Source organism: Glycomyces sp. NRRL B-16210 (genome assembly GCF_000719515.1).
Lineage (GTDB): Bacteria > Actinomycetota > Actinomycetes > Mycobacteriales > Micromonosporaceae > Glycomyces.
This window is the reverse complement of the sequence record NZ_JOGR01000001.1, coordinates 128,169-145,693: the sequence shown is the minus strand read 5'-3', so window position 1 is coordinate 145,693 and position 17,525 is coordinate 128,169. Positions and strand designations below refer to the sequence as shown.

At 70.5% G+C, this 17,525-nt stretch carries 14 protein-coding genes and 2 tRNA genes; 7 read left to right on the top strand and 9 right to left on the bottom strand.

Annotated elements, in window-relative coordinates:
• Positions 1 to 24: 24 nt before the first annotated feature.
• A complete protein-coding gene (locus tag IF12_RS0100635; protein ID WP_030144335.1) occupies positions 25 to 1,752 on the bottom strand; it encodes an ABC transporter substrate-binding protein in 1,728 nt (575 codons plus the stop codon).
• A 1,184-nt stretch (positions 1,753 to 2,936) separates the two neighbouring features.
• Between IF12_RS0100635 and IF12_RS22455 the strand changes: the two genes are divergently transcribed.
• Entirely contained in the window at positions 2,937 to 3,896 is a 960-nt protein-coding gene (locus tag IF12_RS22455; RefSeq protein WP_197034556.1) for an RICIN domain-containing protein, read from the top strand.
• A gap of 71 nt (positions 3,897 to 3,967) precedes the next feature.
• Here the strand turns inward: IF12_RS22455 and IF12_RS0100625 are convergent, their stop codons facing one another.
• Positions 3,968 to 4,861 carry a LysR family transcriptional regulator gene (locus IF12_RS0100625; RefSeq protein WP_030144334.1) on the bottom strand — a complete coding sequence of 298 codons (894 nt, stop codon included), beginning with the start codon at positions 4,859 to 4,861 and terminating at the stop codon, positions 3,968 to 3,970.
• Between the two features lie 131 nt (positions 4,862 to 4,992).
• Between IF12_RS0100625 and IF12_RS0100620 the strand changes: the two genes are divergently transcribed.
• On the top strand, positions 4,993 to 5,988 hold the full coding sequence (locus IF12_RS0100620) for an NADP-dependent oxidoreductase (RefSeq protein WP_030144333.1): 996 nt from the start codon (positions 4,993 to 4,995) through the stop codon (positions 5,986 to 5,988).
• A 100-nt stretch (positions 5,989 to 6,088) separates the two neighbouring features.
• On the opposite strand, the gene IF12_RS0100615 is transcribed toward IF12_RS0100620, so the two are convergent.
• Positions 6,089 to 7,483 (bottom strand): aldehyde dehydrogenase family protein, encoded by a 1,395-nt coding sequence (locus IF12_RS0100615; protein WP_030144332.1) that lies wholly within the window; start codon positions 7,481 to 7,483, stop codon positions 6,089 to 6,091.
• Positions 7,484 to 7,601: 118 nt separating this feature from the next.
• Positions 7,602 to 8,552 (bottom strand): NADP-dependent oxidoreductase, encoded by a 951-nt coding sequence (locus tag IF12_RS0100610; protein ID WP_030144331.1) that lies wholly within the window; start codon positions 8,550 to 8,552, stop codon positions 7,602 to 7,604.
• 70 nt (positions 8,553 to 8,622) lie between these two features.
• On the opposite strand from IF12_RS0100610, the gene IF12_RS0100605 reads away from it, so the two are divergent.
• Together IF12_RS0100605 and IF12_RS0100600 are read left to right on the top strand one after the other, a co-directional pair.
• On the top strand, positions 8,623 to 9,594 hold the full coding sequence (locus IF12_RS0100605; protein ID WP_030144330.1) for a GlxA family transcriptional regulator: 972 nt from the start codon (positions 8,623 to 8,625) through the stop codon (positions 9,592 to 9,594).
• Between the two features lie 508 nt (positions 9,595 to 10,102).
• Positions 10,103 to 10,315, top strand: coding sequence for a hypothetical protein (locus tag IF12_RS0100600; protein WP_030144329.1), 213 nt, complete (start codon positions 10,103 to 10,105; stop codon positions 10,313 to 10,315).
• 15 nt (positions 10,316 to 10,330) lie between these two features.
• Here IF12_RS0100600 and IF12_RS0100595 read toward each other — a convergent pair whose 3' ends face one another.
• From IF12_RS0100595 to IF12_RS0100585, 3 genes are read right to left on the bottom strand one after another with little or no spacing between them, the layout of a single operon-like run.
• Positions 10,331 to 11,062: a DNA alkylation repair protein gene (locus IF12_RS0100595; protein WP_051703796.1), complete on the bottom strand. Its 732-nt coding sequence runs from the start codon at positions 11,060 to 11,062 to the stop codon at positions 10,331 to 10,333.
• A gap of 55 nt (positions 11,063 to 11,117) precedes the next feature.
• On the bottom strand, positions 11,118 to 11,594 hold the full coding sequence (locus tag IF12_RS0100590) for an SRPBCC domain-containing protein (RefSeq protein WP_030144327.1): 477 nt from the start codon (positions 11,592 to 11,594) through the stop codon (positions 11,118 to 11,120).
• Positions 11,591 to 12,079, bottom strand: a complete 489-nt coding sequence (locus IF12_RS0100585) for a DUF1579 family protein (protein ID WP_133884124.1) — start codon at positions 12,077 to 12,079, stop codon at positions 11,591 to 11,593. The genes IF12_RS0100590 and IF12_RS0100585 overlap by 4 nt, the downstream gene beginning before the upstream one ends.
• Positions 12,080 to 12,200: 121 nt before the next feature.
• Here IF12_RS0100585 and IF12_RS26960 point away from each other — a divergent pair, with 121 nt between their 5' ends.
• Positions 12,201 to 14,795, top strand: coding sequence for a LuxR C-terminal-related transcriptional regulator (locus IF12_RS26960; RefSeq protein ID WP_051703795.1), 2,595 nt, complete (start codon positions 12,201 to 12,203; stop codon positions 14,793 to 14,795).
• 466 nt (positions 14,796 to 15,261) lie between these two features.
• Here IF12_RS26960 and IF12_RS0100575 read toward each other — a convergent pair.
• A tRNA-Ser gene (locus IF12_RS0100575) sits at positions 15,262 to 15,352 on the bottom strand.
• 75 nt (positions 15,353 to 15,427) lie between these two features.
• Positions 15,428 to 16,204, bottom strand: a complete 777-nt coding sequence (locus IF12_RS0100570) for a CPBP family intramembrane glutamic endopeptidase (protein ID WP_051703794.1) — start codon at positions 16,202 to 16,204, stop codon at positions 15,428 to 15,430.
• A gap of 324 nt (positions 16,205 to 16,528) precedes the next feature.
• On the opposite strand from IF12_RS0100570, the gene IF12_RS0100565 reads away from it, so the two are divergent.
• Together IF12_RS0100565 and IF12_RS0100560 are read left to right on the top strand one after the other, a co-directional pair.
• The gene (locus tag IF12_RS0100565; protein ID WP_051703793.1) at positions 16,529 to 17,326 is read left to right on the top strand and encodes an IucA/IucC family C-terminal-domain containing protein; all 798 of its coding nucleotides are present in this window, start codon (positions 16,529 to 16,531) and stop codon (positions 17,324 to 17,326) included.
• Between the two features lie 55 nt (positions 17,327 to 17,381).
• Positions 17,382 to 17,470 (top strand) — tRNA-Ser (locus IF12_RS0100560).
• Positions 17,471 to 17,525: the final 55 nt, after the last annotated feature.

The window sequence follows — 17,525 nt, the reverse complement described above, 5'->3', positions numbered from 1 at the left end:
GCACATACGCGGAAGCCGGCGGGGTCAGTCGACCAGTCTGATGTCGGTGAGCATGCGCACGGCGCCGAGGCCCCACATCTCGTCCCAGACGCTCGAGTAGACGCCCTCGGTGCCCGAGGAGTCGGTGGGCCAGTTCGTCCACACCGCGTTGCTCGCCTGCGACCACGCGCCGTTGTACCAGATCGGGATCGCCGGCAGGTCCCGCAGCGAGATCCGCTGGAGCTCGGCGATGAGCTCGGGGTAGCGCGGGTCCTCGGTCGCAACGGTCGCCAGCTCCTGCGTCAGCTCCCAGGCGTCCTCGCTCTCCCAGCGGGAGAAGTTCCCGAGGCTCTGCGTCTCGCCGATCGGCAGCTCGAACAGGTACCGGTAGTGGCTCCACGGGGAGTTGGTGATCCGGCTGTAGTTGTTGATGAGCAGGTCGAACTCGCCGCTGCCGCGCGCGGCGTCCACGTCGGCGGCGTCCACGAACTCCTCGGTGACGTTGATGCCCACGTCGCGCAGGCCCGAGGCGATCGAGCGGGCCGCCTCCTCCCAGTCGGTCCAGCCGGCCGGGACGATGAGCTTCAGCTCGACCGGCTCGCCCTCCAGGGTCTCGACGTAGCCGTCGCCGTCCCAGTCGGCGTACCCGGCCGCCTCCAGGATGTCCAGCGCCTTGGACGGCTCGAACGAGAAGCCGTTCTCGGCGAGCGCGTCGGCGTCGAAGTAGCGCTCCCAGATCGGGAGCAGCCCGGTCGGGCTCGCCTCGCCGACCATGCTGGCGTACACCGAGTCGACGATCTCGCCGGGGCTGATCGCGAAGGCCATGGCCCTGCGGAACTCGGGGTCGTCGAGCGGCTTCCTCGTCGTGTTGGGGATGAGCATCGCCGTGTTCGCGGCGGCCATGTACGGCGGCTTGTCGTAGTAGGTGCTCAGCTCCGGCTCGCCGGTGAGGAAGTCGGCGATGCCGGGCATGAAGTTGTTGGCCAGGTCGAGGCGGCCGTCGATGAGCATGTTGAGGGTGTCGGCGAAGCCGGGGGTCACGAGGTCGACGATGAACCTGGGCTTGACTTCGAGGCCGAGTGCCTCGGTGGCCCACCAGTCCTCGCGCTTGACCCAGGCGATGCGGTCCTCCTCGACGCTGTGCACCGTGTACGGGCCCGAGACGACCGGGGACGGGTCGAGGGGGCCGTTGAGCAGCTCCTCCTCGGAGTAGGCCTCGAAGACGTGCTTGGGCACGATCTCGTTGGAGTACAGGAAGTTGTCCCATTCCTGGTGGCGCGCTTCGCTGAAGGAGAACTTGATCGTCAGGCCGTCGACGATCTCGATGGACTTCAGCCAGTCCCAGAGGCCGCCGTGCGGCACGCCCTCGATCTTGCCGAGCTCGACGGTGAACGCGACGTCCTCGGTCGTCAGCCGCTTGCCGTCGCTCCAGGTGATCCCGCGGCGCAGCGTCAGCTCGAACTCGCGGTCGCCGGTCCACTCGCCGGACTCGGCGAGCCAGGGGGTGAGGCGCTGCTCGACGGTGTCGAACAGGTAGAGGTACTCGTAGCCGAGGCCGTTGAGGCCGGTGACCTGCCCCGCCGAGATCGTGTTGAAGTCGCTCGGAGGCCCCCACGCGGTGCCCGTCGTGTACAGGGTCTCGTTGCGGGGGAACTGGTCGATCGACATCCGGCCCGCGTCGCCGCCGCTCTCGGCGCCTTCGCGGCCGGTGCACGCCGAGGCCGCCAGGGCCGCCGTGGCGAAGATGGCGGGGAGATTTCGCCTCTTGGTCATTTCAGCACTGCTTTCGGTTCGAGGGATGACCTGTCCCGCTCGTGATCAATGTCTGAGCATGGGCGAATAATGCGAGGATCGACAATTGCTTCGGATCAGTGATGGCAAGTGCGGTTCAGGTCATTTCAAGGAAAACTCGCGCTTCCCGGGTCAGGGTCGCGAATCGGTCGGAGCGACCCGATGGGGAACGCTCCGGACGGCCGGTGCGCCAAGCCGTATGCGCGGGCGGGATGACCACCCTTGCAGGTGCGCGGCCTGGCGGTTATCAAGTTATCGCAGTTCGGACCCGGTGTCAGTACACGTGACGGTGAAGCTGGCGGCCGCCGTGCTCCGAATCGCACGAATTGCTTGCACACCTGTGGAATCGCTCCCGCGATCATGCCGAATTTCGATATCGAATCGATATCTATGGCACTCTTTCGATCTCTCCAAAGGAGCGTTCCCGAAGGCGCACAGAGGCCCCAATCGAGTATTTCGGGGAGATTTCAGAAGTTCGGCCGACCCCGAGCGGGCCGTGGCGCCCTCCTCCGCCGAACCCTCCCCTCCGCGTCATTCCGAAGCCGGTGAGACCTGTGCTACATTTAGACGATCTTAAATATAACCCATAGACAAACCATAGGAACAAGAGGGTTCCACCGGCAGGACGCTCCCGTCGGGACGAGCCCTGCGTTCGATCCGGGCGGTCCGTGCCGAGCGGCGCCTAAATATCCATAAATGTCTATTCCTTGATGTCATGAGGCACGTTGACGCGTGCGACGACGCACGAGAGAGGCCCGATCCATGGGTACCGACGAACTCCGAGAACCATCATCGACGCGACGGCGCGTCCGGCTGCTGATCAGCACGCTGGCCGCCCTGGCGGTCCTGCCGATCACGCTCCTGGTCGGCGCCGCTCCCGCCAGCGCGGACACCAGCCAGTTCAGGGGCGTGAACTGGGCGGTGCTGGGCGACAACTTCAGCGAGGGCCAGCTCGTCATCGAAGGGCTGAGCAGCTCCGACAGCTACGCCACCGTCCGCGCGAAGGCCGATGCCGTGCTCGACGGCTTCGAGAGCCACCTCGGCGCCAACACGGTCCGGCTGATCGACGCCGCGACCGACCGCGGCTTCAAGGTCATCCTCGCCTACTGGGAGGACGGCGCGGCCTCGGGCGGGCGCATCACCAACATGGCCGCCTTCAACTCGATGTGGTCGACGGTGACCGACCAGTACGGCGCCAACAGCCGGGTCTACTTCGAGCCTCGGCCCCGGCCGGGCGGGTCCTCATCGGCGGCACCGGCTACAGCCAGGACCTGCGCCCGATCTGCGACGACGCCCGCTTCAACGGCACGCTCCTGTCGTACCACCACTACGCGTTCTTCTACGGGGACAACACCGAGGCCGGCTGGCGCGACCACTTCGAGACCCGGCTCGGGAACTGCGCCTCGCGCGCGATCCTGACCGAGTACGGCGCCGCGATGGACACGGGCTTGAACTACAACGACCCGAACAGCTCCAGCAACGAGGTCCGCCACATCCGCGCGGTGACCGCCGAGATGCGCGAGCACAACATGGGCAGCACGTACTGGCCGGGCATCGGCGGCAAGCTCCACGACATCGGCTACGACGGGTACTCGATGTTCGCGCTCCAGGGCAGCGGCACGAACCTGTCCCTGAGCGTCCGCAACGACTCCGGCCTCGAACGCATCCGGTACGGCTGGGGCGACGGGGAGGACGACGGCAGCGGCAACGGCGGGACGTTCACCGAGGTCGTGAACCGCGGTTCGGGCAAATGCCTGGACGTGCAGGACGGCTCCACCGCGAACGGCGCGGGGATCATCCAGTGGGACTGCTGGGGCGGCTCCAACCAGCGGTGGGAGCTCCAGGACGCCGGGAGCGGCTTCTACCGGATCGTCTCGCAGGCGTCCGGCCGGTGCCTCGACGTCGACGGCGCCTCGACCGCGAACGGGGCCAAGGCGATCCAGTGGGCGTGCAACTCAGGTGCCAACCAGCAGTGGGAGCTGCGCAGCGTCGGCGGCGGCCATGTCGAGATCGTGGCGCGCCACTCCGGCAAGTGCCTGGACGTGCTCGACGGCTCGACCGCGAACGGCGCCGAGGTGATCCAGTGGGAGTGCGTGGGCGCCGCCAACCAGCAGTGGAGCGTCTGACCCGCGCTCCAGGGCGATAGGGCTTCGAAGGCCGCGAGCTGCGGGGGCGCCGTCGAGCGTCCCCGCAGTCGTCACCGGCTGACGGCCGCGTCGGGGGCGAGGTGCGCGTTGCGGAGTTCGCGGATGAGGGCCCGCACGCCGAGCGTCTGGGCCAGCGCGGGCGTGGTGACGTAGCCGAGGTGGCGGGTGGGGGCGCCGGGCCCCAGATCGGTGACGGTCACGCCCTCGCCGGCCTCGCCGATCGAGAGCAGCGGCATGACCGCGATGCCGAGTCCGGCGGCGACCATCGACAGGACGACGCTGTCGTCCTCGGCCATGATGCGCCGCTGCGGCATCCAGTCCTGGTCGGCCCACCATTGGCGCGTGTACGAGGAGCAGTTCTCCGACCAGTCCACGAGCGGCAGCGCGCGCGGGTCGGCGGCCCCGGCGGGCGCGACCAGGAGGTACCGCTCCTCGAAGAGCGTCCCGTGGATCAGCCCCTCGGGGACCGGAGAGGTGGGCGGCACGGTGGTGATGCCCAGGTCGGCGTGGCCGTTGAGGACTTCGCCGGCGCTGCCGCGGCCGAGGTCGCGGACGATCGCGACGCGCGGGTGCAGGGCGGGGTGGCGATCGGAGAGTTCGTTGAGGACGCCGGGCAGGAGTTTGGCGGCGGCGCTGCGGAAAGCCGCGATCCGGACGGTGCCGGTGACGGTCCCCGTCGCCGCGCCGCGCGTCTCGGAGCCCATGGTGTCCAGCAGCCGAAGGAGGTGCCGGGCCTGCGTGACGGCGCGTTCGCCGGCCGCGGTGGGGCGGGCGCCGCTGCGGCCGCGCTCGAACAGGACCGCCCCGAGCTTGCGTTCGCTGGCGCGCACGGCGTGGGAGACGGCCGACTGGGTCATGCCGATCCGCGAGGCCGCGGCCGTGAAGCCGCGCGCTTCGGCGACGGCGACGAGGATGCGCAGCTCGGTCGGGGTCAGGTCGCTCACCGCCCGAACGTACCAGTCCGGTTCGAACGCATCGTTTCTACCAGCGGCTATGAGTGCTGGGTCATGGAATATAGAGGGCCATCGAATCCAGAGTCTGCACAAGGGCCCGCGCGCGGGGCTAGAAATGCGGGATGACTGATCGCATGAGCGCCGTCCACCTCGTCAACCGCCCCGTCGGCTTCCCGGAGGCGACCGACTTCGCCTTCGTCGACGCCCCGATCCCGGCGGTCGAACCGGGCACGGCCCTGGTGGAGAACCTGTACCTGTCGGTCGACCCGTACATGCGCCAGCTCATGGACGAGGTCTGGGCGCTGGGGACGCCCGGCGAGGGCCGCGCGATCGGCCGCGTCGTCGCCTCCGACGCCCCGGGTCTGGAGGCCGGCGACCTGGTGCGGCATCGGAACGCCTGGCGGACCCATGCGCTGGTCCGGCCCGAGGAGGTCACGGTGCTGCGGCCGCATCCCGGGGTGCCGCTCAGCGCCCATCTGGGGCACCTCGGCAACGGGACCGGCCTGACCGCGTACGTCGGTCTCAAGCGCATCGCCGGTCTCAAGCGCGGCGAGACGGTCTTCATCACCGCCGCGGCCGGCGGCGTCGGCAGCGCGGCGGGCCAGATCGCCCGCGTGCTCGGCGCCGAACGGGTGATCGGCAGCGCCGGGTCGCCGGCGAAGGTGCGCCATCTCATCGACGACCTGGGCTTCGACGCCGCATTCGACTACCACGACGGGCCGGTGGCCGAGCAGCTCGCGAAGGCCGCGCCCGAGGGCGTCGACGTGTGCGTGGAAGGCGTGGGCGGCGAGCACCTGGAGGGCGCGATCGCCAACCTGCGCGAGTTCGGCCGCATCGCCTGGTGCGGCGCGATCTCCGGGTACCACGGGGAGTCGCAGCCGGTCCGCAACCTCGCGCTGGTCCAGGCGCAGAGCGCCCGGCTCGAGGGCTATATGGTGCGCCACCACCTGGACGCCCAGGACGAGATGGAGGCGCTGCTCGTGCCCCGCATCCGCAGCGGCGAGGTCGTCGCCGACGAGACCGTCACGGAAGGCTTCGAGCACACGGTGGAGGCCTTCCTGGGGATGCTGCGCGGCGAGAACCTGGGCAAGTCCCTGGTGCACCTCCACCACGCCTGATCCTTCAGGGCGCAAGACTTCTCAGGGTCACCATTGAGTCCGACGGTCTCCACCACTACGGAGTGGAGGAGACCGTCGAGCAGGCGGGGAACCGTGCCGCTCAGGCGGCGGCCACCCGGCCGTCCGCGTCGGCGACGCGGATCAGCTTGCGGTTGAGGAACTCGCCGATCCCGATCTCGGACAGCTCGCGTCCGAACCCGGAGTTCTTGACCCCGCCGAAGGGCAGGCCGGGCGAGTCGGCGAAGCAAGTGTTGACGTAGACCATGCCGGCCTCGATGCGGTCGGCGACGGCTCGGGCGTGCGCCAGGTCGGTGTCGAACACGTAGGCGCCCAGGCCGTACCTGGTGGCGTTGGCGAGCGCGATCGCCTCCTCTTCGTCGTCGACCACGTAGAAGGACAGCACGGGCCCGAACGCCTCCTGCTGGAAGAGCGGATTGTCCTCGTCGACGCCGGTGACGATCGTCGGTTCGAGGAAGAAGCCCGGACGGTCGACGCGCTTGCCGCCGTGGACGATCGTGGCGCCCGCCGCCTCCGCGGCCCTGATCTGCCCGAGCAGCCCTTCGAGGGCGCGCTCGCTGACGAGCGGGCCCAGCTGCGTCGCCTCGTCCGCGGGATCGCCGATCTCGATCGCCGCGAACCGCTCCTTGAGCGCGGCCAGCATCGCCTCGCCGCGTACCCTGCCCACGACGATGACGCGCTTGATGTTCACGCAGCCCTGCCCGGAGTTGTAGGTGCGGCCCATGACCACCTGGTCGACCGCGTGGTCCAGTGGCGCGCGTTCGAGGATCAGCGCCGGGTCGCTGCCTCCCAGTTCCAGGATCACCTTCTTGAGGTTGCGCCCGGCGCGCTCGCCGACCGCGGCGCCGGCCCGCTCGCTGCCGGTGAGGGCCACGCCGCGGACGCGGAAGTCGTCGATCAGGTCGGCGACCTGGTCGACGGTGCAGAACAGGTTGGTGTAGACCCCTTCGGGCGCACCGGCCTCCTCGAAAAGGCGCGCGAAGGCGAGCGCGCACTGCGGCACGTTCTCGGCGTGCTTCATCATGACCACGTTCCCCGCGACCAGTTGCGGCGCGGCCACCCGCGCCAGCTGGTAGAAGGGGAAGTTCCACGGCTCGATCGCCAGGACCACGCCGATGGGCTCGGAGGCGAGGACCGCGCCGGGCTCTCCGGGAAGCGCCTGCTCCGCGAGGAGGCGCTCGCCGTGCTCGGCGTAGTAGGCGAGGATGTCGGCGACGAGGTCCACTTCGAAGCTGCTGAAGCTCGCGATCTTGCCCATCTCGATCACCGGGTACCGGGCGTACTCGTCTCGCCTTTCGCGCAGGATCTCGGTGGCCCGGCCGACGATCCGGGCGCGCTCCGCGACGGGTCTGCGTCGCCAGTCCTCGCGGAACCGGCGGTCCGCCGCCGCCAGGGCCGCGAAGACCTCCTCGTCGGTCTGCGTCGGGAACTCCTTCAGGAGCTCCCCGGTGTTGGGATCGGTGGTGTTGAAGCCCATGGTGTCCTCCTCCATCTCATCGCTTGCCCAAGGCAAGATTTGCGCACAAGGGATGGTCTGGTTGCAATCGCCTGGGGTGCGCCGCGCTCATATGCAGCGGTGAGGGCCCGCCGGAGCGTTACGGCCGCACGGTCAGCACGAGCTTTCCGGCGACGCGGCCGGTCTCGCCCTCGGCGTGCGCGAGGGCCGCGTCGGCGAGCGGGTAGGTCCCGGCGACGTGCGGGCGCAACTGCCCGGCCTCCACGAGCGCGGCGACGCCCGCCATGCCCGCGTGGTCGTACTCGACCTGCATGGCCGCCGCGCGAACTCCCAGCTCGGTCGCCCGCGCCCGCACCTCGTCGAATCCGACGGGCAGGATCGACACCAGCAGGCCGCCCGGTCGCAGCGTCTGGAGCGAGCGGAGCCGGTCCTCGCCGAGGAACGGGTCGAGCACCACGTCCATGCCGCGGGCCTCCTCCGTGAAGTCCTTGGCGCGGTAGTCGATGACCTCGTCGGCGCCGAGGCCGCGCACGAGGTCGTGCTTGGCGGCGGAGGCCGTGCCGATCACGTACGCGCCGCGCGCCTTCGCGACCTGCACCGCGAGATGCCCGACCCCGCCGGCCGCGGCGTGCACGAGCACCCTCTGGCCCGGACGCACGTCGGCGGTGTCGACGAGCGCCTGCCAGGCGGTCATCGACGCCAGCGGCAGCGCGGCCGCCTCGACGTGGCTGAGCGCGGCGGGCTTGGGGACGAAGGCCCTGGCGGGCGCGGCCGCGTACTCGGCGTGCGCGCCGTGCCCGTTCGGGTAGGGCAGCATCCCGAACACCTCGTCGCCCACCCGGTGCACCGTGACCCCGGCGCCGACCGCTTCGACCACGCCGGACACGTCCCAGCCCAGCGTGAACGGCGGTTCGCCGAACCGCATCTGCCCGGCCCGGTGCTTCCAATCGGTCGGGTTCAGGCCGGCGGCGTGGACGGCGACCACGATCTCGTTGCCGATGGGCTCGGGCCGCGCGGTCTCGACCGTCTCCAGGACCTCCGGTCCTCCGAAGGTGTTCTGGCTGACCGCGCGCATCGTCTGCTCACTCATGACACCAGCGTGCGCCGGGCGGCGGCGCTCCACCAGTGGCAGTAATGTCATTACCCGATAGAATAATGCCATGGTTCCTTCACGTCCGCACCGCGTCGCGGTCCTGGCCCTCGACGGCGTCTACCCCTTCGAGCTGGGGATTCCCGCACGCGTCCTGGGCGCGGCCGACGACCGGTACGAGGTCGTGGTGTGCTCGTGCGACGGCGGTCCCGTGGCGACCAACGCGGGGTTCACCGTCGTCCCGGAGCACGGAAGCGAGGCCCTCGCGAGCGCCGACACGGTGATCGTCACGCCGATCGAGACGCCCCGCCTCACCCGGGAGCTCCCCGAGGGCGTCGCCGACGCGCTCGCGCGGATCAGGCCCGGGACCCGGGTCGCCTCGATCTGTAGCGGCGGCTTCATCCTGGCCGCCGCAGGCCTGCTCGACGGCCGCACCGCCACCACCCACTGGGAGAGCGCGGCCCTGTTCCGCCGCTGGTACCCGCATCTGCGCCTCGACGAGGGCGTGCTCTTCGTCGAGGACGGCGACGTGCTCACCTCCGCGGGCGCGGCGTCAGGGGTGGACCTGTGCCTGCACCTGATCCGCACCGATCACGGTGCGGCCCTGGCGAACCGGGCGGCCCGGCGCTGCGTGGTGGCGCCCTACCGCGAAGGCGGGCAGGCGCAGTACATCGAGCGCCCCGTCCCCGACGATCCGGCGGCGTCCACCTCGGCGACCCGGCAATGGGCCCTGCAACGCCTCGCCGAACGGCTGACGGTGGACCAGATGGCGCAGCACGCCCACATGAGCACGCGCACCTTCGTGCGCCGCTTCCATGCCGAGACCGGCCTGCCGCCGGGCCAATGGCTCACGAGCCAGCGCCTCGCGCACGCCCGGCACCTCCTGGAGTCCACCGACCTCACGGTGGACCAGATCGCCTCCGAGATCGGCTTCGCCACCGCCGCCTCACTGCGCCAGCACTTCAACGCCGAACTCGGCGTCCCACCCCTGGCCTACCGCCGCACCTTCCAAACCACAAGACCGATGCAACCCTCGGCCTAGCAACGACCCACCCCACACCAACGCAAAAAGCCCCCGCCGATCCGGCACAAAACCATTTTCGTACCTTCTATGTCCGAAACAGGGCATGCGGTGTTGCCTTCAGTTGTATCGATTCCTGAAGGATCGCTTGGTGATTCGCCCTGCCAGGATGAGAGCGGCAGTCAGGGCGGTGAGGAGTACGAAGAGTCGGGGTTGCCGCCGCCGGCCCAGGGGTTGAGGGCGAGGGCGGCGGTGGCGGGCGCCGTAGCTGCCCGGGCCCCAGTGGTCGGTGACGGTGGTGGCGTCCAGGAGGCTGAAGGCGCCGCGGGCGGCGCCGTCCCGCTGTGCCCGTGCCCGACGAGGTGACGGGCCGGTTCTTGAGGGCCCTGGCCTCCGAGTCGCCCGCATAGACGACATGGCCGCACCCTAGCAACACCCCTCCAGGAACCGATCGGAAGCGCCGCCGCCGGACCTCGCGGGAAGCGCGGTCGAGCACTACGAGGACCCGGGCGTCGGGTTTCCGCTCGCGTTGACGCTGCGGCCGCTGTGGGGCGCCCCGGTCGCGGCGCTGCTCGCCGGGACGGTCGCGGGCTGGGGCTACCGGCGCTGGTACCGGCGTCAGTCGCCGCAGCGACGGGCTGGGACCGAGGAGCGGCGCCGGGCGAAGGAGCGCCGGGATCTCCAGGACCGGATCAAGTCCCTCCGAGACGCCGCGTTCCGGCGCCGCCGCCGACACCATTGACGTCGGTGTACCCGGTCATGCGCTCGCTGCTCCGTTCGGGTCCTGCGCTTCGAGCGCGGTTCTCGCCCTCAGATCCCTTCGAAGGTCCGGCGGGAGTTTCGCCGTCGCGTAGCGGAAGGTGACCGCCGGGACGTCGCCCGCGTGGTCTCGCAGGAAGGCGACCAGGCGGTCCTCGTCCACCTGGCCTATCTCGCGGAGTGCCACGCCCACCGAGGTGTGAATCAGCGGTTCCTCATCGCGCAGAAGGAGTTCGGCGAGGCTCAGGGCGTCGTCCAGGTCGCCTCGGCGGATGAACCAGAACGAGGCCGTGACGGCGGTGCGCCGCTCCCACGTGTCGCTCGAACGCGCGAGTTCATAGAGCGGGTCGCGGGGCTTGTCCAGCAGGTACCAGCCGACCACCCGCGGGGCGGCGCGGTCCACGAAGTCCCAGCTGTCGATGCGGTCGTGGCGGTCCATGTAGAGCTCGTAGAGCTCTCGACGCTCCTCGTCGGTGATCCGCTTGCGGCGGGCCTTGAAGTCCAGGATGCTGACCGCGCCCAGCCGCGCCTCGTAGACCGGCTCGTCGAGCAGCCTCGCGACCTCGTCCAGGGGCATGTCCGTGAACCGCTTGGCGGTGTCGAAGAGGTGCTTCATCCTGACGCCGAGCACCTCGGCCGTGCCCTTGTAATGCTTGTGGGTCGTCGCCGGGTCCTCGGAGCGGGGGAACGTCCGCAGTGCTTCGAGGAACGCGTTCGCGGTCAGGTCCATCGTCTTCCTCTCCTTCGTGTCGGACGGCCCGCGCCGGGTGGCGCGGGGCCGTCGCCTACGTCGCGGCGAACAGCGCCGCGATGTTGTCCATGACCTGCTCTTGGCCCGTTCTGGACTGCTCGAGCATCGGGCCGGGCTCGTAGTCGAACTCCTCGACCGTCAGCTCGGTGCCCTCACCATGCTCCTTGAAGGTGACCACGTGGCGGACCTCCTTCGGGACCCCCGGGGGCATGCCCATCCGGGCGGGGTCGATCTCGGCGCCCGTCTCGTCCGCGAAGCGGGAGGTGAACTCGATGCGGTCGTGATCGATGATCGTCGTGTAGGTCCAGGTGTTGAAGAACTCCGGTCCGTCCTTCATGGTCATGCCGACCAGGGTCGTGCCGCCTTCGCGGAAGTCGACCTCCGCCGTGGTGCCGGTGAACCCCTGCGGGCCCCACCAGCGGCGGATCTGGTCGGGATCCCGCCAGGCGTCCCAGACGCGGGCCACCGGGGCGTCGATGCTCCGGGAGACCGCGAAACTCGGGTCGTTCATGTCGCTTCCCCTCCTCGGACTCGGTGGCCGCTCACGTCATAGGAGATGTTCACTTGCTCGTCGGCGCCCGGGTTGGGGCGCCAGCCGCCGCCGAAGACGTCGTCGCCGCTGAAGCGGCCCGTGAAGGTGGCGTCCATCGGGCCATGCACCACGGTGATGGTCACATCGTCCCCGTTGATCTTCCAGGTGTAGGGCAGCGACTGCGGCGACATGTTCGAGTAGACCTGGGACGGGTAGGTCCCCGTCGCCGGGTCGTAGCCGACCAGCTCACAGCTGTCGATCTGCGCCATGCCCGCGAAGTCGATCTGGACGTGCTGCTCCAGGAAGAAGCCGCCCGGCAGCCAGCGGTAGCTCGCCCTGCCCTTGATGTTCACCTCGTCCGAGCCGACGAGGCTGCCCTCCATGACCCAGTCGCCCACGAACCGGTCCAAGACCGCCAGCGCGGGGTCGGGGCCGAGCGGCGTCGTCTGTTTCTCGTTCTCCATGATCACTCCTCGATTCAGGTGTTCTCGCTGATGAAGACCATGCTGGTCGATTCGGGGCCCCGGAAAATCGGCCAGGTGGCCGATATCGCGCGCCGACCCGGCCTAGTGGCAGACTCGGGCCATGGACGGGGTGCCGCTTGAACTGACCGGTTTCATCGGACGCGGCGAGGAGCTGCGGGCGATCGGCGCCGCGCTGGGCTCGGCGCGGCTGGTCAGCCTGGTCGGGCCCGGCGGCTGCGGGAAGACCAGGCTGGCGATCCGTGCCGCCCGGGACGCGGACGAGGACGCGTACTGGGCCGACCTCTCCGCGCTCGGCGACCCGGCGGCCGTCGCTGAGGCCGTCGTGGCCGCCTTCGGCGCGCTGCGCGCCGACCGGGACCCGATGGGCGTGCTCGCGAGCCAACTGGCCGGCCGCCGGATCCTGCTGTGCGTCGACAACTGCGAGCACGTTCTCGAGGCCGCCGCCGACGTCGTCGGCGAACTGCTGCGGTCGTGTCCTCAGTTGACGGTCCTCTGCACCAGCCGCGAGGCGCTGCGGCTGCCCGGCGAGGTGGTGTGGCGGGTACCGCCGATGAACCGGGAGGACTCCGTGCGCCTCTTCGCCGCCCGCGCAGGGGATCTCGGCGGTGCCGCGAAGGATCCGGTCGTCGCCACGGCCTGCGCGCGTATGGAGGGGATGCCGCTGGCCGTCGAGCTGGCGGCGGCCTGGTCGGGGGTCCTGTCGCCGCAGGAGATCCTGGACGGCCTCGACGACCGGTTCCGGCTCCTCGTGCGGGGCCCGCACGGCGTCGCCGCCCGGCACCAGACGCTCGCCGCCTCGATGGAGTGGAGCCACGGGCTGCTCGAGGTGTCCGAGCGGCTGCTGCTCCAGCGGCTCTCGGTGTTCCGCGGGGGCTTCACCGCTTCGGCGGCGCAGGCGCTCTGCGCGGACGAGGAGCCGCTCGGGGTCCTGGAGGGCCTGCGGCGCCTGGTCGAGAAGTCGCTCCTGACGGCCGACACGGGCGGGGCGGTGACGCGGTTCAGGATGCTCGAGACCGTCCGCGAGTTCGCCGAGCAGCGGCTCGTGGAGGCCGGGGCGAGCGAGGCGGTGCGCGACCGCCACCTGGCGGCCTGTCTTTCGCTGGCCCGGTCACTGCGGCCGCTGATCGACACCGACAAGGACGCCTGGCGGGCCGCCGTCTCGGGCGAGTACGAGAACCTGCACGCGGCGATCGATTGGGGGCTGTCGCGGGACGACCCCTCCGGCGGGCGGAGCTTGGCCGCCGAACTGCCCTGGTTCTGGGACTCCAGCCGCCGGGGGCAGGAAGGACTGGCGTTGCTGCGCAAGGCCGTCGCGCTCGGGGACGGCGAGCGCACGCCGCTCCAGGCCCGGCTGCTCACCGGGCTCGCGCTGGTCGCCGACACCAACGAGTCGACCGCGGGCGCCGGGCCCGCGGCGGAGGCGTTCGCTCTGGCCGAGGAGGTCGGCGAGCCGCGCTCGGCGGCCCTCGCGCTGGCGCTGGCCGCGATCGACCGGTTCTACGACGACCTCGACGCGGCCCGCGACCTGGCCGCCGACGCCCGGGAGCGGGGCGTGCGGCTCGGCGACGGCTTCGTCCGCGACAGCGCCGACGTGCTCACGGGCATCGTCTGCCACATGCGGGACGACCACCGGCAGGCCGCGGCGCTGCTGGAGGCCGGGATACGGGGGCTGGTGCCGCGCGGCGACCGGGAGGTCGCCTCGACGGCGTGCGGGCTCCTCGCAATAAGCGTCGCCCACGGCGGTGACCTGCACCGGGCGGTAGAGCTGGCCCGCGAGGCGCTGGCGCTGGCCGAGCCGCTCGGGGACTACCACCGGGTCGGCGCGGCGCGGGTCGCCCTCGCGACGGTGGAGCTGTGGACCGGGAGGCGTGAGAACGCTTGGGCCGCAGTGACGCCGATGATCCGCGTGGTTGAGGAGGTCGAGCCGCCGCCGTTCATGCCGGGGTTCTGCTCCTGCGTCGGCGAGCTGCATCTGGACGCCGGGGACATCGCGCAGGCCGTCGGGTGGTTCGAGCGGGACCTGGTGAACCCGGGCGGCGCCGCTGGGCACCTGCTGACACCACAGTCGAGGCTCGGGCTCGCGCGGGCGCTGGCGCGGTCCGACGGCGCGGGGGCGGCCGAGCACGCCGCGGTGGCGATGCGGGCAGGGCGCGAGCTCGGGATGCCCAGGCTCCTCGCCGACGCCTTCGAGGTGACGGGGCTGCTGGAGACCGATCGGAAGCGGGCGGAGGACGCCCACCACGAGGCGCTCGCGCTGCGCGCCGAGCACGGGCTGCGCCTGGGGTGCTTGCGCAGTCTCGAGCATCTGGCGGGACTGGCCGCGGCCGCGGGCTCCGATGTGGAGTCGGCTCGGCTCCTCGGCGCCTGCGACCGGGCTAGGGAGGAGTTCGGCCTCCCCGCGGCGGAGGGCGATTCGACCCCTGAGCGCGAGAAGGGGCGGTCGATGGCGCTGGAGGAGGCCGTGGCGTACGCGCGGCGGGCGCGCGGGAGCCGGGCGCGGCCGTCGAGCGGTTGGGCGAGCCTGACGCCGACGGAGCTGAGCGTGGTCGAGCTGGCCGTCACGGGGATGACGAATCCCGAGATCGCGGGGAAACTGTTCATGAGCCGGGCGACGGTGAAGACGCACCTGTCGCACGCGTACGCGAAGCTGGGCGTCGCGAACCGGACCCAACTCGGGACCGTCGAACGCGGATGAGCTCGACCAGAGGCGGTGCCACTCGATCAGGCCCCTAGTGTTCCCCGCCCGCCGCCCGCCCGCCTTCGGCACTCAGCGCTGGTACTGAACCTCTTTCTGATACTGGATCGCTCGCTCCCATATTTCGAACGGGAGCTTCCAGGGTTCGCGGATCAACTGTCGGGCGCGGTACCGGTTGAGTTCGAGGTGATCGGCAATCGCGTAGGCGTGGTCCTCCCAGTCCGGGCGTCCCCACCAGCGCCGCAGTCGGGTTGGGCCCAAAACTTTGGCGGGTATTTGGCGGAAGATGGGCGGGACACCACTGGACGCAACGGATCATGACTGGGCGATGCGATCCCGAATCCAGGTGTTTTCCCAGCTCAATGGCTTGCAACCACTCAGATTCGAACATTCGGGCCAAAACTCGAAGGGCTGGCATGAGAGAAGCCCCGGTGACGCTGCGTTTCCACAGGTCAGCGGGGCTTATTGGCGGAGGATATGGGATTTGAACCCATGATCGGGTATCACCCGAAACCCGCTTAGCAGGCGGGCGCACTAGGCCACTATGCGAATCCTCCAGGAGCCGCACGTCAGACGTACGAGCACCGAGCATACCGGTTGGCTCGCTCGGGATCCAAGCGGGTTCGCCCCGTTCAGAGCCAGCTCACGTGGGATGCGACGTACAGGTAGCCGACGAACGCGACGATGTCGAGGAGCGTGTGGGCCACCACGAGCGGCCCCGTGCGCTTCCACTTGAGGAAGCACAGCGCGAAGACCGCGCCCATCACGGCGTTGCCGATGAAGCCCCCGAAGCCCTGGTACAGGTGGTAGGTCCCGCGCAGCAGCGAGTGGGCGACGATGATCGGCACCGGTTTCCACGCCAGTTGCTGGAGGCGGGTGATGAGGTAGCCGACGCCGACGACCTCCTCGGCGATCGCGTTCTTGAGCGCGGCGAGGACCAGGATCGGCACGGCCCACCACACGTCGTTGAGGTTCGCGGCGCTGATCGTCGCGTTGACGCCCAGCGCCCGAGCGGCGAGGTAGAGGCCCAGTCCCGGGATGCCGATGCACGCGGCCAGCACCGCGCCGCCGAGCAGGTCGAAGCCGGGGCGGCGCAGGTCGAGACCGATGCGCCGGAACGGGTTCCCGCGGTCGATGCTGAGCAGGTGCAGGGCCAGCGCGGCCGGGGCGAGGGCGAGCGCGAGGCTCACGAGCTGGCGGGCGAGGTCGTACCAGGGCCGTTCCGGCGCGGCCCGCGCCGAGTTCATCGACTGAACCGATTCGGCGAGGCCGCCGGGTTCGGTGAGGGTGCCGAGGATGCTGACGATCGCCCAGACCGCCGAGGCCCCCAGGGAGAGCGCGAGGACGATCCAGATCTCGCGCCTGATCACGCGCGGGGCGAGGAGTTCGGCATCGGTGCGGTTCGGCATGCGCTCCAGCGTGCCAGAGCCCGTGCATCGGTTGACGCGAGCTACGGGCGGTCGCACCGCGTGTGCGACGCGTCAGCGCTCGTCGCGGGGATGATCGACATGCGAGGCGAGGTGCTGTGAACCTCATCCCATTCGGCGACGCTCACCCTCACGGCACCTCGCTTTTTCACGCCCCGTGGCCGCGCGGCGGCTGTCGGTTTGTTGACACTCCCTTGAAAGAATCAGGTAAGGTTAGCCAGTCCTTACTTGAGAGGGGTAGTCTGTGCGGCCCATGTCTGCGGTGATCCTCACGTGTTGAGCGCGCCCGCATACGCACGCCGTGCGATGCCGTCCTCGAATCCGCCGATCCCGCAACCGCTCGACGCGCTCCGCGCCGTCGCCGACGAGGTGGACCGGCGCGTCGGCCCGCAGCCGCTCGCGGGCCTGCGGCACTGGCTCGACGGCCGCCCCGCCCCCGGCTCGGTCGACTTCCCGGCCGCCGAACTGGCCGAGGGCGTCGGGGTCGAAGCGCTCATGCGGACCGCCGCGGCGCAGTGGGGCGGCTCGCCCCACGCCAACGCCGCGCTCGCCTGGAAGACCTACTGCTACTGGACGGTCGCCCCGGCCGTGCTCGGCTACATCGCCGACCGCCGCGTCCCGGTCATGGACGCGGCGAACACCGTCTTCACCGTCGCCGAGGGCGCCCCGGTGTTCTCGGTGCGCCAGGTGCGCCCGCGCTTCCTGGCGCTGCCGCACGACGCGTGCGCGGGCCACCCGGACGTGGAGGTCGCCGCGAACGAGGGCGAGCTGCTCGACCGCTTGCGCGCCTACGTCTTCGAAGGGCATCTCGGCCCGGTCCTGGACGCGTTCCTGGCGCGGGCGCGGGTGGGGCGGCGCACCATGCTCGGCTCGCTGGCCTCGGGCCTGGCGTACGCGGTCGCCTCGATCGCGCAGGCCGTGCCGGAGCCGGACGAGGTGATCGCCAAGACCCTCCTGAACCTGTTCGACGTGGGCCACCTGGTCGACTTCGCGACCGACGAGGAGGGGCGCCTGGTCTACCGGCGCCGCACCTGCTGCCTGGCGCTGACCATCGAGGGCGGGCGGACCTGCTCGACCTGCTGCGTCCGGACCGACCTGCCCTAGCGACAGGCCAGGCGGGGGCGCGGTTTGGTAGATTGGCGCTTGCCTCAAGGGGCCTGGAGGGGTCGCATAGTGGACTAGTGCAGCGGTCTTGAAAACCGCCGTGGGCCTCAAAACCCACCGTGGGTTCGAATCCCACCCTCTCCGCCGACCGTCGCCCGAGCGGCGACCCCCGCGAACGACGCCGTCTCCCCGATCCTCG

Excerpts from the sequence above, each read along its gene's own strand:
- IF12_RS0100635 (WP_030144335.1), bottom strand. The coding sequence starts at position 1,752 with ATGACCAAGAGGCGAAATCTCCCCGCCATCTTCGCCACGGCGGCCCTG.
- IF12_RS0100620 (WP_030144333.1), top strand. The coding sequence starts at position 4,993 with ATGACTGATCGCATGAGCGCCGTCCACCTCGTCAACCGCCCCGTCGGC.
- IF12_RS0100615 (WP_030144332.1), bottom strand. The coding sequence starts at position 7,483 with ATGGGCTTCAACACCACCGATCCCAACACCGGGGAGCTCCTGAAGGAG.
- IF12_RS0100610 (WP_030144331.1), bottom strand. The coding sequence starts at position 8,552 with ATGAGTGAGCAGACGATGCGCGCGGTCAGCCAGAACACCTTCGGAGGA.
- IF12_RS0100605 (WP_030144330.1), top strand. The coding sequence starts at position 8,623 with ATGGTTCCTTCACGTCCGCACCGCGTCGCGGTCCTGGCCCTCGACGGC.
- IF12_RS0100595 (WP_051703796.1), bottom strand. The coding sequence starts at position 11,062 with ATGGACCTGACCGCGAACGCGTTCCTCGAAGCACTGCGGACGTTCCCC.
- IF12_RS0100590 (WP_030144327.1), bottom strand. The coding sequence starts at position 11,594 with ATGAACGACCCGAGTTTCGCGGTCTCCCGGAGCATCGACGCCCCGGTG.
- IF12_RS0100585 (WP_133884124.1), bottom strand. The coding sequence starts at position 12,079 with ATGGAGAACGAGAAACAGACGACGCCGCTCGGCCCCGACCCCGCGCTG.
- IF12_RS26960 (WP_051703795.1), top strand. The coding sequence starts at position 12,201 with ATGGACGGGGTGCCGCTTGAACTGACCGGTTTCATCGGACGCGGCGAG.
- IF12_RS0100570 (WP_051703794.1), bottom strand. The coding sequence starts at position 16,204 with ATGCCGAACCGCACCGATGCCGAACTCCTCGCCCCGCGCGTGATCAGG.
- IF12_RS0100565 (WP_051703793.1), top strand. The coding sequence starts at position 16,529 with ATGCCGTCCTCGAATCCGCCGATCCCGCAACCGCTCGACGCGCTCCGC.